This window comes from Acetivibrio clariflavus DSM 19732 (assembly GCF_000237085.1).
Taxonomy (GTDB): Bacteria; Bacillota; Clostridia; order Acetivibrionales; family Acetivibrionaceae; genus Acetivibrio; species Acetivibrio clariflavus.
Window position 1 is genome coordinate 2,283,298 of sequence record NC_016627.1, and the last position, 15,856, is coordinate 2,299,153.

Here is a 15,856-nt window from a genome sequence, read left to right on the forward strand (position 1 = left end):
GTAAGAGTTAAAAATTCAAAAAATTATATTTAATTCTTTTATCTCTATAATTATAAATTAATTACAAATACAATTCCATCTCCGATTGCTTTGACTTAAAGCCTATCTTTTCATATACAATCGTGCCGTTCTCTGTAGCATGCAGCTAAACGCGCTTAACTCCAATATCCTTTAAATAAGATATCCTCTCTTTCAGTATGCCTGTAGCAATTCCTTTATATCTGTATTCAGTAACATGTTTGAAAATGTTATCTGCTAAAACTGAGATCCTTCTTCACCGGGTACAAAATCTTTTAAATTTACAAGCGGTCTTTTTCCTCTATTTCCTTTTGTAGTTTTAAGTTGACCATCTTCATACTTTTTGATTGTATAATCACCGGTAAAAAGGTTATAATCCTCTTCATCAGCAGTATCCATTGTAGCAGTGCCGGTAAAATATGAACCTTTGGTAACTCCAATCAAATACCAGCCGTCATCCTGATACCTGAATCTGTAATACAAATACCATCTATAATTGGACCCGCCATAAAACTCTAATAGTAGTGTACCCCTTTCTATTTTTATATCTTGAAAAGGATCGCCGAAAACTCCTCCCTGATTACGCAGCATTATAGCCTTATCGGATTTTATTGACAGAGAATATGTATTGTCACTGTTTCTAAAAGCAATTAACAATGACCTTGGCGGAACATAGAATTCTTCTTCCGTTTGCTTATCTTCGCCTTCTATTACAAAAGCTTTATCTATTAGACCGTCTTGATTCAAATCTCCTTCAGTAATTGCAAGATTTCCGTCATTTTTTACCAGAACGTACCACCCATCCGGTATAAACGGTAAAATGTCCTCAAAATCAACACTGCTTTCTTCTGAAGATTCATTTTGCGATAAATCTTTGCTATCGTCATTTATATTATTCTTTGGTGTGTTTTCTGCTATAGGTGCTGTTGGAGATAATGTTTTGTCACTTCCCGAAGTATCGGTTTTATTCGTGCACCCGACTGCCGAAAGTAAATAAAAAAATATTACTGCTGATATCAATATCCTTTTCATTCATTATCAATCCTTCCATTGTCGCTTGCCATCAAAAATTAAACTTTATACATTGCAAAAATCCTATATGTAACATCATATTAAGCTGTATTGCAGATGATGCTTGATTTAAATCTCAAATATATCCTGTATCGGTATTGTAACAATCTTTAAGAGCTTTTTTATCACTAGCCTGATACTATCCTTCTTCTATATATTCTAACGTATACGGACACCAAACCATACACTTTACGCATAAAGTACAGAGTTTTCTTGTTATAATTTCATCACGGGTAGTATCTATGCTCCATGTTTTGCCCAGTAAAGCTTTAGTGTCACACACATCCACACAGATATTGCAATTCCCGCATTTCGGTTCTTTAGGAATTTCACTCATGGTTATGAAAGGAGCTGTGGTTAATACCTTTCCTAACAACAGTGCACAACCATATCGTTCAGTAACCAGAAGATTGTTTTTTCCTATAAAACCCAATCCCGCTCTGAGTGCAATAGTTTTATGCGGAAGAAGACCGACTTTCAACTTGGCTACACTTTCGTACCCCTCTGCTTTTAACTGCTCAGCTAATTTTACAGCAAGAGCATCCATCTTGCGTTCAACACTGAGTACCTCTTTCTTTTTCGGTATTTGCCCGGCTTTTAGCGTGCTGATATACTCTTTAGACAGTGCTTTGCCAAAAAGAACGGCACAGGAGTAATCTTCAATAACATCTGCCGGTAACATAGAAATATCGACAAAATATACAAAGTCAGCACCTTTGTCTTTTATGTACTGCTCCCATGTTTCATTCAGATTCATGTTAGCTCCTTTTACATCTGTACCCATGAAATCACTTCCTAAAATATACTTTTTGCTTTTATCTATGTGCTTCTTTCACAACTATATCTTCTGCATAATTTGCTCTTACAAATAACATCCAAAAAGAAAAAAACATCTCATCCTTTATTCCAGATGAGAGATATCACCTTCCAATAAAAGCTTAGTCCTATTGTCCTTTACTTCAACTATAGTTAAACAAGTATCTTTCATAAACGGTGGATTCCATAAATCCTTTATTTCTAAGTTTTTTATAATCATATATAAAGTTTTCAATACAACTGCATGGGTTACAATAAGTACATTATCACCGCCAGCATTTATAATATCTTTACATGCTTTTTTTACCCTAATCAGTACGTCTTCAAAACTTTCGCCGTTCTCCTGCGGTTTAAATAAATGAGGCCTTTCCCAGAAGTTGGTGTGCTGTTCAGGATATAGTTCCCTTACTTTACTGTACTCCATACCTTCCCAAACTCCAAATCCCATCTCCTTTAAGGATTCAACTAAAACAATTTTTGTATTCTTTTCCCCATTTATGTATTTTGCTGTATCAACAGCTCTTTTTAATGGACTCGTATAAATAACATCAAAATTAACGTCTTTTAGCCTCTCCCCAAGCCTTTTGGCATTATCTATGCCCTTTTCAGTTAATTCCGAGTCCTTCCACCCTTGCATTAACCCCTTTACATTCCACTCTGTTTCACCATGTCTTGTGATATATATTTTCATAGTGGACCTCATAAAATACTATTTTTCCAATGTCTTGTCTCAAAAGTCAGAGGGCATGAAAAAGCTTTTCTGAGAGTTAAAATTCTATCTTAATGCTTTCCCCTTCAACTGCAATACCTTTAGAACGAGTAATTTTCAACTTTTGTTCTTGAGAAAATCCAATGGTCTCACCATGCTTTAAAGTGACATCTCCTTCAACTACATATGACGCTACACTAACTAAAAAATTATATAAATCCTTTAGGCTTTCCTTAGTTTTTATAACCTCAATTTCATCTTTTCCGAACTTATTTAGCCCAACGGTATAACCGGATACTCTATCGCCATCCGGATATATACCGAAATATATCCAATTTAAAATGGGCAAGTATCCTTGTTTAATATCTTCAGCTATATCAATATAGAACTTTGACGGTATAACAGTAGCACTTTGATAAATTCCAATGGCATTATCCAATTTCAATAAAGAACAAGCTATTTTTGTAAATAGCAAATTCCTTTCTATAGCATCAGAACCATTCATAACTGCTAGAATTGCATGAGCTTTATGTGTTGATGTAACTTCCACTGCCTCTTTCCACAAGAAATTGTTCCTGGCATTGTTTTCAGCTTCATTATGGGGTATTGGCAAATCGATAAAAGTACAAGCTATATTCATCCCATCAACTTCAAATGCAAATACACTGTCTTTTGATTGCTTTTCTGAAAGTTTTATACTCCAATCCTTTTCTAAATTTGCATAGAATGCCACCCAATCCACTTCTACTGAATTGAATAATATAAATCCGCATACTATATTTCCCGATGAACTCTTTCTTTCCGTTTCTTTCTTTTTAAACCATCCCAAATTAAACTTCCCCCTTTATTTTTCTCGAGTTAGCCAGGAATTCTCAATTTTTACATTTCGTCTTAAGTCATAAGATTTTAGCTAAAAATCAATATATACTCGATAATATTCTCCTTATGCATCCTCTTCTTCAATGGAAATACTAAATATTTTCTATTTAAACCAAAATAAAAAATAAAATCCTTTTCCTCTTTTAATTCAGCTATTTGTCCAACACCAGCGCGTATTTCTTGGCTAACATCTGTATAGTTCAATGATTTAATATTCAATAACCCTCTTTATATTCTCTTTGTCTTTAAATTCTTTTGTTTGCAAACCCAATCCCTAAAACCCGAATGTTTTAATACTTTTGCTCTAAGGTAAGTAATATTCTAAGTTAAGTAACTTTTTCATAATCAATATTCAAAATTTTTCCTTTATCTGATTCTGTCATATTTAAGCTAACCTCATCATTTACCGGCAGTGCTTTTATCAAATGCTGAACATTCCATAACCATAATTAATAAATAGAGCAATAAAAAAATCCTCAGCTTCATTTGAATTCCTGCTTACATGATCTATTATGCGTGCTCTTGCCTGTAATCGGAAACTTCATCAATGTATTATACTACTTTAATTTATATAGATAAGCATGTACTTTCCATTTAATGAAGCCTTTCTAAATATCTCTTGCACCTCAGCAAAATAACTCCAAACATAATCGGCATCATCATTGCTGTCAAACTTCGGATAAATATCGTTTTCGGCAAGCTCTTTATAGTCAAATTTACTTTTAAACTCATCTTTTGTAATATCTTTTATTGCCTCATAGACTTCCTTAACTTCAGAAGGAGTTAAATATCTTGCCGGGCCATAACCTACATCTTCATCGTTTATTTCAGTTCCACCCAGCACGGCATTGTAATAGGGAAGTTCCCCCTCCCAAGTTTGTCCGCAAAGTATATAATGTATAGCATGCCAAGACTTGTCTATATCAAGATATTCATCATCGCTATGTTCAGTATCGTAAAGAAACTCTGAAATATCAATCTTACCCGATTTAATTCCGTTAATTGTTTCTTCATCAACCAATAAATAATTACCTATCATTGACATAAAAATGCCCCCCATTTTAAATTATTTTCTTTATGGATTTATTGTAACAGATATTAATTACCTAAAACCACTTCTTTTCATAAGATAATGAAAAAGGGTCTTTAATAAATCTATCAATTTCATAGTCACTTATATCAAACGTATCTTCCGATTCTCGTTTCTTACGAATCATTTCCCGAACTTCTTCCATTCGCTTGCTCAGTAAGCTGTTTTGCAATATTATACAACTCTTCATCGGCCTTTAAGCTATCAATTAGCCACTCCTTCATAACTTTACTTGAGTTACCGAGTGATAAATACCATGCTGCCAACTCTTTCTTTTCAATATCATTTATAACATTATCCAAATATCTAAAAAACTTGTTCTTATAATTTTCTAATCTTAACATTGTACCGCATACCGGTTCTTCCATTAGGTTCACCTCTTTGAGGCAGCATCAAATGACAACTGAATCATTTTTAAAACTTAGGTCGTACAACAATTTCATTCTTTATTAATGTATTACTCAAATTCCTAAGAAAAGTCTCTTATATAAAAGGAAAACATCTATACACTATTTTTAAAGCCTTTTTCTTCGTATATGTCTGCATATAACTCTTTAGCGGCCTTTCTGATTTCATCTGTCTGATGGCGAACTAAAATTCCATAAACATCTTCTTTTTGCCCTTTAACCTTTATTCTTATTTCATTTGCGAAAATGCTATGCTTTAATAAAATTTTTTCAATATTATCAATATAATACCTTTTCCACTTTGGACTGCCTTCATCGGTTAGAACTCTTGAGTTACCCACATTATCTTTTTCCAATCCTGAAAGCATTCCTGTAATTGTTCCTGCAAATGCCGGTGATGCCGACAATGATGAGAAAATACCGGCTGGTATCATTAAAACACCTTCTTTTGCAAAAACTACATGATAATTACTCCAAGTTGCTCCTAATGGACCAAATGTCGCACAGACATTCCATATGTTTTCCATAGAATGCTCCTCCCACCATTCGTCAGAATACTCACCTTTTGATATCATTATTAGAATATTATCATATTTTTCTGTTTCCAAATACTGATGACCGGATTGATTATCACTATGTTGTTCAAAACAAGAAATCCACCAGGCATAATCATCCCAATCACTTTTTTTAGCACCCCAATAAAAAATACCATCCTGTGAATTAAAAATAATAAACGATTCTCCTGTTACTACTTTAGCTATTATTTTTATATTAGAATACGCTTCAATAAAATCTAATTTATCAATTCTAACTTCATCACTCAATCCATTTGCCAAATCCATAAATAAACTCTGTAGCTTTTTTATATGATTTAGATTTCCGGAAAAAACTATCATCATATATTCATTTTTATAACCGGGAAAATAACCTAATTTCATTTTTTCATTCATAAACTATTCCTCTTAATTCTACATATTATTTTTTCTGATGTGTGCTGGACGCCAAATCCTAGCTACGAATTAATTTTCCAGCTTTTTTATAATTTTCTTCCACTTGTCGATATCGCAGATTATTTGGAATCTATCTATTAGATTTACATCATCTGCAATCGGCACATAGTTTTTCAATTTTATATTAAACTTAAAAACATCCTTCTTTATATTATAAAATTCTTCTAAAAAGCCTAACACTTTCGAAAATTTAGCTTCAAACGATACTTCATAACCATCACTGTGTTTAAATAGACTTAATTTGCTTTTCCAATTTAATATATGTTCTTTTGCTTCGTCAACATTATCTATATTCGATTCAGATACATATTCCAAAATATGTCTAAACAAAGCTTCCTCAAAATTGCTACCCCTTCCAGCTTCATTTAAGCAATCGATTCATCAAATGCTACCACTCTTAAAACTTATAACCAGTATATTCTTACAGTATCCTTATTATCTGACACTATCCATATTTTATCAAATATCAATTTATATCGTCCACATTTTTTCAACACTTTCCATAAAATAATATTTAATAAGACAAAAGTTTCAGAATTTTTCAGTACAAACTTAAATAAAAGCTTATACCTACTTTATTCACTATAACAAAGTAAATATAAGCTTTACATAAAAATCACCACATAAATTACACCTCATGCCGAAAAGCTCATTCCCCTGGTTTCAACTGAGTTGACAATACTTTTTATTTCTCTTAACCAGGAATTTATGAACTCTGCACTATAACTCAAGCCTTCTCCCTTTTCGTTTCTGCATCTTTGCAAAACATAGAGTTTTGCTCCTCTTATTTGCTTTGCAATTTCCACTATATCGTCAACATTCAGCCCCGGTGCCAATGTTGTTCTAAATTCATAGTTAATGCCACTGTTTATAATCAAATCTACGCTTTTTTCAATATTGCCCAGTTCAACATCCGTTCTGCATATATCTTTGTATTTATATAGTGGAGCTTTAAAATCCATGGCAATATAGTCCACCAATCCTTTATCCAAACAGCTTTTCACCACTTCAGGATTGGTACCGTTGGTGTCAAGCTTTATAGGATACCCCAAACTTTTTACATGAGTCAGAAAGGGCAGGAGTCCCTTTTGGAGTGTTGGTTCTCCCCCACTCACAACAACTCCGTCAAGGAACCCCTTTCTGTTTTCCAAAAAGTTCAGCACATCATCGCAGCTAATTAACTTTTGGTATTTGTTATCCAATAAAATTCTGTTATGGCAGTAAAAACAGTCCATATTACAACCGGGAGTGAAAATAACTGCACTTATTTTTCCCGGATAATCTACAAAGGAATTTTTCTGCAATCCGCTTATCTTCATGAGATCTTCTCCGCCAATACAAATTTCTTTCTTCCCGAATACTCTTCCTTTTTTCCTGTATTATAGTTGGCCACAGGCCTTAAATATCCCGTAACCCTTGACCATACTTCGGTAATCTCACCGCAGTCAGGACAACTGAAATGTTCACCTTTTATGTATCCATGATTTTGACAAATACTAAAGGTAGGTGTAATTGAAATATAGGGAATTTTATAATTTATGAAAATCTTCTTTATAAGATTTTTGCAAGTTTCAATATCTTCAATGCTCTCTCCCAGATAAAGATGCTGAACTGTTCCGCCTGTATAAAGGGATTGCAATTCATCCTGCAGTTCCAATGCCTCAAATATGTCATCGGTATATTCAACCGGAAGCTGCGTCGAATTTGTATAATATGGATTTTCTTTTCCTGCAGTTATTATATCGGGATATTTCTGCCTGTCAATTTGCGCAAGCCTGTAAGAAGTGCTCTCCGCCGGAGTTGCTTCAAGATTGTAGAAATGTCCTGTTTCATTTTGGAACTCTACCAGTATTTCCCTTAGATAGTGCATTATCTCAATGGCAAATTCCTGGCCTTCCTTTGTTGTTATATCCTTACCCATAAAATTCAGCAAAGCCTCATTCATCCCGATTATACCGATGGTGCTAAAATGGTTGTACCAATATTGACCGTATCTTTCCTTGACATGCCTCAAATAATGTGTTGAATAGGGGTATAATCCGTTGTCCGACTGCTGCTCGATAATTTTTCTCTTAATCTCCAGAGAAGTCTTTCCGATGTTTGCCATTCTCCATAGCCTTGCTTTAAATTCGCTAACTGATTTAGAGAGATAACCTATTCTGGCAAGATTTATGGTAAATACTCCAATAGACCCGGTCAGTGGATTGCTTCCAAACAAACCTCCGCCTCTTTTCCTCAATTCCGATGTATCAAGGCGCAGGCGGCAGCACATTGAAACTGCATCCTCCGGAGAAAGGTCGGAGTTAACATAGTTTGCAAAGTACGGAATCCCGTATTTACAGGTTATTTTCATAAATTCATCCACCACAGGATTATTCCAGTCAAAATTTTTGGTTATATTGATTGTTGGGATCGGGAAAGTAAATACTCTCCCCTTTGCGTCGCCTTCAAGCATTACTTCACAGAAAGCCCTGTTGAACATGTCCATTTCCGCCTGAAATTCCTTGTAGGTTTTATCCATATACTTTCCACCGATAATAACCGGCTCGTCCTTAAGTGTATTTGGCACTGTTATATCAAAAGTCAGGTTTGAAAACGGACATTGAAATCCTACCCTTGTGGGTACATTTATATTAAATATAAACTCCTGAATACACTGTTTTACCTCATTATAAGTCATGTTATCGTAATATATAAAAGGTGCGCAGTATGTATCAATACTGGACCATGCTTGCGCTCCTGCAGTTTCACCTTGAGTTGTGAAAGTTGAATTTACAATCTGTCCTAAAAAGGATCTTAAATGCTTTGCAGGCTTACTTTCCACTTTTCCTTCAACACCGCCAAAACCATCCAGTAAAAGCTGTCTTAAATCCCATCCTGCGCAATAGGGTCCGAAAAAACCCAAATCATGAATGTGACAGTCACCATTTTCATGGGCTTCCCGTACCTCTGCAGGATATATTTCATAGAGCCAGTATTTCTTTGTAAAGCTTTCCCTTATATAATTGTTGAGTCCGTTGACACTTTTCTGTGCATTGGCATTCTCCTTAATATTCCAATCCTTATCACCGAGGTAGTTAGTAAACATATCTATTGTTGCGTCTACCAATGCATTAAAATTTCTGGCACTTTTGCGCTTTTCCCTGTACAATATGTAAGCTTTTGCTGTTTTGGCATGTCCGTTCTCGATTAAAACCTTTTCTACAATGTCCTGTACCTCTTCAACTGTGGGTGCCCTATCCTTGTACATAATTTCTGTCAGATCCAGAACTTGTCTGCATAGAGCTTCCGCTTTTTCAAAATCGTCGCCTCCACAAGCCGATGCTGCTTTGAAAATTGCCCAGGTGATTTTCTCCGGCCGGAACTTCTCTTCTCTTCCGTTTCTCTTAATAATCGTCTTAATCATAAAAGAACATCTCCCATTATTATTTTTCTTGTGCAGCTAATGCTTTTATCAATAGTTCATATATTATTCATTTTTTACAAATATGAGATATATTAGTAATGCAAAATAACAATTTTTTAAGACTATAAACTGTATTAAGGAAAACCCCCAGAAATGCAGACAAAACAATAGAATTTTTATACAATAAAAGTTTTGAAATTAATTTTAAATTGCTACTGAATTTGCAAAATACGATATACCCTCTGTCTGATTAAAAGGCATGAAAAACGATACAACCAAAAAACTCAATTATGCATGAAATCTGTGATGGGAACTTCTGGTTTCAAACCTTCATTTCCAAATAAGCAGCATCAAATTTAAGAAATACTTTAACTACATTTTGTTAGTACAATTTTATCACACACAATATGTAGTGTCAATATATAAAATTACAATATTTTTATTAATCAAATTTTTTTACTTATTATAAAGTCCATTTCTGCAACAAACATTTCAGAATTTAATCTTGCTTTCAATCCCATTAAAGTTTCAATGTTATAAATATATAACGCAACGAAAGTCATCAACGATAGTTAACCCTAAATACAAAAACTACCCCTGTTGAAGCATTTGACTTTTACACACCTTATAGTAAAATTCAATATTATCTTCATTGCCATTCATAACTCTCTTGTACACCTTAATAATTGGATAACACTCAAAACAATTTAATCTGACAGCAAGAAGTTTTTCAGCATTTATCGTCCATTTGCCACCTATATTTTTAATAATCAGTTCGCCAAGATAACTTTCAATTATCCTTGAAACTTTATCAATATTTTCTTCTTTTATATTTTTGTTTGAAATAATTTGCCGATAAATAATTTCTCATAATTGTTCAACCTTCTCAACACTTTTCTCACTATAATCCAACTTAATATTATACATCTGAGCCAATCCAAAAACATGGCTTGACCAATCATCAATTATGCTTTGCAATGAACTATCTGCCATTTTCATAGCCTCCAAAATTAATATTTCGAAGCTTTTCTTACTAAACTGCACCCATGAACGCAATTACAGTTAAGACTTGCCGTATAAGACACCGATGAATCGGACATATAAGGAATATCCATGAACTGCATAAGCCCGACGAATTGATGTTGGAAGTATAACCTAATATCCATACTCCAGTAAATGCTTTCTATTGATTCGCACTTACACAAATGGACTTGTTAGCTGAAGTGCATCAGGCCCGCGAAGCTGTAGTTCCTCCTATGGACTCTTTAATGGCTTTTCATAACCAATTTAAGCATACTGTTTCCTGCTTTCAAATACTCTTTTTTCCCTATTCCTAAAAAACCTTTTTTTACTATTATATTATAAATATAATCAAATGAACCTATCCATTCAGGTCGCTTGTAATCTTTAAAACATAAATCAAATTCTTGTATTACAATTCTATGCAGTAATGGTTCAATATTAATCTTATTTTCTATGTGAACATATGGAAATATTTCTCTTATTTTACTTATGGGGTCATATTCCGCTTCTTCAAAATCCAATTGTTCTTCAAAATCTAATGGAACTATTGAAATTGAGCCATTTTCATATATAACATCAACTATCCTACGGTTATTATGTATTTTCACTACTTCTCCCTTATCACAAATACATGCCATATCCAGTTCATCATCATCCGATACATAACCGAATACCTTTGTATATAATATATCAGATAACTTATGCGCAAAATTCAAAGTTCCATGAATTCCTTGAACTCCAAATTTATTCTTGCCAAGCCAAATACTAAGATCATTATATTTTGAGAGTGATTGCTTTAACTCATCACTCAAATGATAGTCATTTAAGTAACTGCTGAAATGATCAAACATTTTTCTTGATTTCCCGACAGTCAAATGATATAGATTATTTTTTTCATCAAAATATAGATACCATTTGAACTCTTGTCCTATAGTCTTTAATTTAGACCAATCACATTCTTCCCTGATAATATATCCAGAAATCGTATAACCCATTGTCTCCTCCTAAAGCGATTTTATCTGCGCTTGCTTTATACCCTTAAAAAGTATCATGTATCCGTTCTTTTGCTTTATGTTTTTTTAAAAGAATTATTGAAACTACTAGCAAAATCCCACCTACAGAACCAAATAAAACAGCCTGGCGAAATTGATTTCCTTTTAATGTTACGTTTGTAGGCTTGCTCTTTTGATAATATATTTCAACACTATCTCCAACAGCCATACCCTCAACATAAGTATCAAGCGAAGCAACATATTGTGGACCACCAGGTATACTAAATAAAACCAAAACTTCATGTCCTCTTTTTTGTTGTTTAATACTAACAATATGAGCTGTAGTCTGATAATAATTATTCGAGATATTTCTCTCAATAATTTTTACCATATTGGGAATAAAGCCTGCCACCAAAATTGTAATGCTAATAATAATAAAAAAAATACCAATTCCAAATCTTCTAAATATCTCGTACTTAATCTTCATAGCAACCCCCTTAATTTAAAAACCATTTCAAAACTCTGATCTTCTCAAATCCATTCTTTATTTTGGCCTTAACGCAAATGGACATGTAGCTTAAGTCCGTCGGAATTATACTTTAAAATTCTTCTTAAGTTATTTCTGAAATCAGCTATTAATCAAAAAAGTCAACCTCTATATTTCATTCCGGTTCCTTACAAAACAATGAAGATATTATGCCAACTATTTGTCCTATCCCCATCACCATAAATATCAATCCACGGAAATCCAAAAAATCTCCTGTAGGAGGTTGCTTAATTTCATACCAAGTATAAATTGATGTATAAGAGAAATTCAAAACAAATGATAAAATCAAGTACAACTTAATTCAATATACATTCACATATTCCAGAAACCTGGAAGTAAGTAACATAGCACCAACCGGCCCTATTATCCAGGAGAAGAAAAACACTCCCGGAATTTCTATATTAAGTACTGCTGGTATTCCCATCCCCAATATTAAATAGCATATAATCATTAAAATATGTGAAATAAAAAAATAAATTATTATCATAATCAAAACCTTTTATAAAATTCAATTAGCCTTGTATCAAGTGCATTGAGAAAATTCTTAGTTTACCGGCAGATAATCAATAGCCGCTATGCTATGCCTCCAAGAGTTTATTGGCAAGCTTTACAGCGCTATAGGCATCTTCCGAATACCCGTCAGCTCCAATTTCTTTTGCAAAACTTTCAGTCACCACTGCACCGCCCACCATGAATTTAGCCTTCAATCCTTCTTTCTTTGCCAGTTCTATTACCGTCTTCATCTCCATCATCGTTGTAGTCATCAATGCAGACAATCCTATAATTTCAGCCTTCTTCTCTTTTGCCGCATTTATAATTTCCTCGGCCGGCACGTCTTTTCCGAGATCATATACTTCAAATCCATAGTTTCTCAACATCAAGGCAACAATGTTCTTGCCAATGTCATGTATATCGCCTTTTACTGTGGCAATTACAATTCTGGCTTTTGCTTTTTCAGCCGTTTCATCTTTTTTCAGCAAAGGCTCAACCAAGCCAAAAGCTTCCTTCATAGTCTCGGCACTTTGTATTAGCTGAGGCAAAAAGTATTCCTTTTTATCATAGAGGTCTCCCACATGATTTATGGCAGGTATCAGGCAGTTATCTACCAGGTAGGATGCCTCGTAACCTTCTTTTAATGCTGTCTCAATATGTAACTTTATATTTTCCCTGTCTCCTCCAACAACAGCACCATAAATTCTTTCGGTTACACTCTGCTCTGCTTTTTTAGTTTGAACCGGTTTCTCTTTTGTGCTGCCTCCAAAATATTCAATATATTTTAAGCTGTTTTTATCTTTTCCGGTCAGGACATCTCCTGCCATCTTAATGCTCATTAACGTATCGCTCGATGGATTTAATATAGCCATTGTCAGTCCTTTTCCCATTGCCATGGCAAGGAAAGCACTATTCACCCAGCTTCTTTCAGGCAAACCGAAGGATACATTGGAAAGCCCAAGTATTGTATTGCACCCAAAAGTATTTGTACTCCAATCTATTACTTTCAAGGTCTCCAAAGCAGCCTTTTGGTCTGAAGCCACCGTCATAACCAAACCGTCTATAACAATATCCTTCTTTTCATAGCCATACTTTTTCGCTCTTTCATATACTTCATTTATAATAGTATACCTCTCCTCGGCAGTTGCAGGCACTCCTTCATCGCTCAACGGCAGCAGAATAAACATCGCCCCGTATTTGGCAGCAACCGGTAAAAGTTTCTCCAGCTTCGCTTTTTCTGCCGATATGGAATTTATAAGAGCCCTTCCCGGATATATTCTAAGAGCTGCCTCCAATACTTCCGGTGAAGATGAATCAAGACATAAAGGGGTACTAACCATAGATACAAGAAGCTCTACAATTTTAACCATGGTCTCCTTTTCATCTATCCCGGGCATGCCCACATTAACATCCAATACTTTTGCACCTTTTTCCACCTGTTCCAGTGCAAGATCGGTAACTAAAGAGGTTTTTCCCTCCTTAAGTTCCTCCTGAAGTTTTTTCTTTCCTGTAGGGTTAATTCTCTCGCCTACAACTACTGTCGGCTGATTTGTCCCTAAAAAAACAGTACTTCTTGCCGAAGTAATTGCACTAACCTTTTCAGGCTCGATTTTAAGCGGTTTTAGTCCTTTAAGATTCTTCTTTATCTCTGCAATGTATAAAGGAGAAGTTCCGCAGCATCCTCCAAGAAGATTTACACCGCTTTTTACAAGCTCTTCCACATAAGTTCCGTATTCTTCAACGCCCATATCAAATACTGTTTTCCCGTCAACCAGTTTTGGAAGACCGGCATTAGGCTTTGCCAATAGCGGAACTAAAGCATAGGGCTTCATAGCCCTGATTATTTCAATCATAGCTTTAGGCCCTGTGGAACAGTTACATCCCACCGCATCGGCCCCAAGACTTTGCAGTGTTATTAATGCCGTTAACGGATCAGTCCCCATTAAGGTTTTTCCGCTTTCCTCAAAGGTCATGCTCACACAGACAGGAAGGTCACAGCTCTCCTTTACGGCAATAAGTGCCGCTCTTGCCTCCTGTATATCCATCATTGTCTCAATTACAAAGAAATCCACTCCGCCTTCCAAAAGACCTTTTACCTGCTCTTTATACACCTCTACGCAAGTTTCAAAATCCATATCTCCAAAAGGCTTTATAAACTTGCCGGTAGGTGCCAAATCTCCTGCAACAAAAGCTTTATCTCCGACGGCTTTTTTAGAGAGTCTTGCCAATTCAGCATTCATCTCAACAACTTTATCTTGCAGGCCAAAAGCCTCCAGCTTTATTCTATTTGCACCAAAAGTGCAAGTATATACTGCATTAGAACCTGCACTTACATATTCTCTCTGTACATCCAATATAACATCCGGATTTTCGATAACCCATTTTTCCGGACATACACCTTTTGGCATACCCCTTTTTTGAAGTTCTGTTCCGGTAGCACCATCCAAAATCATTATGTTTTCTTTTAAAAATTCCAAAAACTGTTGCCTGTTCATCTATTCAATCCCCTCTATTCCAGCTATTGCAATTACAGACTTTTCCGGTACCAGCATATACCTTTCGGTAATGCTTAATCCGAGCTTTTCCAGTCCTAAAGCATCAAAAATCTTCTTTTGATTAAACAACGGAAGATCTCCGTATCCAGGACTGTATCGCATTTTTGTGAGAGTTTTTCCCTCTCTTCTGATCAAATTGTTTATATAGTCAACCATCCAGTCTAAAGCTGCATCTGCTGTCTCCGATGCCACAGCATCTAAAACAACACCAAAGGATGCATTACCATTTTCGACCTCGTAATGGATTTTATCGGTTATCTCTCTTCCAACGGTAGATGCCATTAAAACAACCTCAATACTGTTATTTAAAAGCTTTGCAAGACCTGTACCTTCAAACGTCAATCCATTCTCAAGCTTAACATACTTATCGTTTTTTTCTATAATGGCATACCTTCCGAAAATCCCCCGGGTTTTGCACATTAGAAAACCTTCATTTATCATCCTGTTTAACTTCTTTTTATACTCTTCATCCAAAACCGTTTTGGTCTTTCTATAACCAAGCCTTGTAAGAATCATGCCTTCACTCGGTCTTGAAGGAATATACTCAAAATACTTAAGCTTACCGCTGTCATACACTTTTATGCATCTCCCGTTGATTTACTTGCATTCCTAAAAAAATCCATGTAGTAAATATTATATATTAATATACCAAAAAATCAATCTATTTAACTTTACAGGAAATAACGCTGTTTAAAAACCAATACCTTGTATACACATAAGAGACAAAAACCGGTACAAATCATCAACAATTTTCTGGAATTATCATAATCTTGAATATTTTTAGTCTTATTGAAAAAAAATACTATTGTACTCAATAAGCTACAAATATTAAAAATTGAAA

At 34.7% G+C, this 15,856-nt stretch carries 16 protein-coding genes; all 16 read right to left on the reverse strand.

Annotated elements, in window-relative coordinates:
- Positions 1–255: 255 nt before the first annotated feature.
- Positions 256–1,050, reverse strand: coding sequence for a hypothetical protein (locus CLOCL_RS09695; protein WP_014255167.1), 795 nt, complete (start codon positions 1,048–1,050; stop codon positions 256–258).
- Between the two features lie 178 nt (positions 1,051–1,228).
- Positions 1,229–1,873 (reverse strand): epoxyqueuosine reductase, encoded by a 645-nt coding sequence (locus CLOCL_RS21070; protein ID WP_014255168.1) that lies wholly within the window; start codon positions 1,871–1,873, stop codon positions 1,229–1,231.
- Positions 1,874–1,990: 117 nt separating this feature from the next.
- Positions 1,991–2,596, reverse strand: a complete 606-nt coding sequence (locus CLOCL_RS09705) for a histidine phosphatase family protein (protein WP_014255169.1) — start codon at positions 2,594–2,596, stop codon at positions 1,991–1,993.
- A gap of 76 nt (positions 2,597–2,672) precedes the next feature.
- Positions 2,673–3,443: a DUF4261 domain-containing protein gene (locus CLOCL_RS09710; RefSeq protein ID WP_014255170.1), complete on the reverse strand. Its 771-nt coding sequence runs from the start codon at positions 3,441–3,443 to the stop codon at positions 2,673–2,675.
- Positions 3,444–3,520: 77 nt separating this feature from the next.
- Positions 3,521–3,712: a hypothetical protein gene (locus CLOCL_RS22510; protein ID WP_014255171.1), complete on the reverse strand. Its 192-nt coding sequence runs from the start codon at positions 3,710–3,712 to the stop codon at positions 3,521–3,523.
- Between the two features lie 343 nt (positions 3,713–4,055).
- Positions 4,056–4,538 carry a YfbM family protein gene (locus CLOCL_RS09720; protein WP_014255172.1) on the reverse strand — a complete coding sequence of 161 codons (483 nt, stop codon included), beginning with the start codon at positions 4,536–4,538 and terminating at the stop codon, positions 4,056–4,058.
- 161 nt (positions 4,539–4,699) lie between these two features.
- On the reverse strand, positions 4,700–4,951 hold the full coding sequence (locus tag CLOCL_RS09725; protein WP_014255174.1) for a hypothetical protein: 252 nt from the start codon (positions 4,949–4,951) through the stop codon (positions 4,700–4,702).
- Between the two features lie 134 nt (positions 4,952–5,085).
- Positions 5,086–5,940 (reverse strand): hypothetical protein, encoded by an 855-nt coding sequence (locus tag CLOCL_RS09730; RefSeq protein ID WP_014255175.1) that lies wholly within the window; start codon positions 5,938–5,940, stop codon positions 5,086–5,088.
- 69 nt (positions 5,941–6,009) lie between these two features.
- Entirely contained in the window at positions 6,010–6,330 is a 321-nt protein-coding gene (locus tag CLOCL_RS09735; RefSeq protein ID WP_014255176.1) for a hypothetical protein, read from the reverse strand.
- Between the two features lie 305 nt (positions 6,331–6,635).
- Entirely contained in the window at positions 6,636–7,319 is a 684-nt protein-coding gene (locus CLOCL_RS09740) for an anaerobic ribonucleoside-triphosphate reductase activating protein (RefSeq protein ID WP_014255177.1), read from the reverse strand.
- Positions 7,316–9,406, reverse strand: a complete 2,091-nt coding sequence (locus CLOCL_RS09745; protein ID WP_014255178.1) for a ribonucleoside triphosphate reductase — start codon at positions 9,404–9,406, stop codon at positions 7,316–7,318. The genes CLOCL_RS09740 and CLOCL_RS09745 overlap by 4 nt, the downstream gene beginning before the upstream one ends.
- Positions 9,407–10,273: 867 nt before the next feature.
- Complete coding sequence (locus tag CLOCL_RS23515; protein WP_014255179.1) at positions 10,274–10,399, reverse strand: hypothetical protein; 126 nt, start codon at positions 10,397–10,399, stop codon at positions 10,274–10,276.
- Between the two features lie 272 nt (positions 10,400–10,671).
- On the reverse strand, positions 10,672–11,424 hold the full coding sequence (locus CLOCL_RS09750; protein ID WP_014255180.1) for a hypothetical protein: 753 nt from the start codon (positions 11,422–11,424) through the stop codon (positions 10,672–10,674).
- 43 nt (positions 11,425–11,467) lie between these two features.
- The gene (locus CLOCL_RS09755; RefSeq protein ID WP_014255181.1) at positions 11,468–11,908 is read right to left on the reverse strand and encodes a DUF3592 domain-containing protein; all 441 of its coding nucleotides are present in this window, start codon (positions 11,906–11,908) and stop codon (positions 11,468–11,470) included.
- A 638-nt stretch (positions 11,909–12,546) separates the two neighbouring features.
- A complete protein-coding gene (locus CLOCL_RS09765; protein ID WP_014255183.1) occupies positions 12,547–14,955 on the reverse strand; it encodes a homocysteine S-methyltransferase family protein in 2,409 nt (802 codons plus the stop codon).
- Positions 14,956–15,591 (reverse strand): vitamin B12 dependent-methionine synthase activation domain-containing protein, encoded by a 636-nt coding sequence (locus tag CLOCL_RS09770; protein ID WP_014255184.1) that lies wholly within the window; start codon positions 15,589–15,591, stop codon positions 14,956–14,958.
- Positions 15,592–15,856: the final 265 nt, after the last annotated feature.

Excerpts from the sequence above, each read along its gene's own strand:
- CLOCL_RS09695 (WP_014255167.1), bottom strand. The coding sequence starts at position 1,050 with ATGAAAAGGATATTGATATCAGCAGTAATATTTTTTTATTTACTTTCG.
- CLOCL_RS21070 (WP_014255168.1), bottom strand. The coding sequence starts at position 1,873 with ATGGGTACAGATGTAAAAGGAGCTAACATGAATCTGAATGAAACATGG.
- CLOCL_RS09705 (WP_014255169.1), bottom strand. The coding sequence starts at position 2,596 with ATGAAAATATATATCACAAGACATGGTGAAACAGAGTGGAATGTAAAG.
- CLOCL_RS09720 (WP_014255172.1), bottom strand. The coding sequence starts at position 4,538 with ATGTCAATGATAGGTAATTATTTATTGGTTGATGAAGAAACAATTAAC.
- CLOCL_RS09725 (WP_014255174.1), bottom strand. The coding sequence starts at position 4,951 with ATGGAAGAACCGGTATGCGGTACAATGTTAAGATTAGAAAATTATAAG.
- CLOCL_RS09730 (WP_014255175.1), bottom strand. The coding sequence starts at position 5,940 with ATGAATGAAAAAATGAAATTAGGTTATTTTCCCGGTTATAAAAATGAA.
- CLOCL_RS09740 (WP_014255177.1), bottom strand. The coding sequence starts at position 7,319 with ATGAAGATAAGCGGATTGCAGAAAAATTCCTTTGTAGATTATCCGGGA.
- CLOCL_RS09745 (WP_014255178.1), bottom strand. The coding sequence starts at position 9,406 with ATGATTAAGACGATTATTAAGAGAAACGGAAGAGAAGAGAAGTTCCGG.
- CLOCL_RS23515 (WP_014255179.1), bottom strand. The coding sequence starts at position 10,399 with ATGGCAGATAGTTCATTGCAAAGCATAATTGATGATTGGTCAAGCCAT.
- CLOCL_RS09750 (WP_014255180.1), bottom strand. The coding sequence starts at position 11,424 with ATGGGTTATACGATTTCTGGATATATTATCAGGGAAGAATGTGATTGG.
- CLOCL_RS09755 (WP_014255181.1), bottom strand. The coding sequence starts at position 11,908 with ATGAAGATTAAGTACGAGATATTTAGAAGATTTGGAATTGGTATTTTT.
- CLOCL_RS09765 (WP_014255183.1), bottom strand. The coding sequence starts at position 14,955 with ATGAACAGGCAACAGTTTTTGGAATTTTTAAAAGAAAACATAATGATT.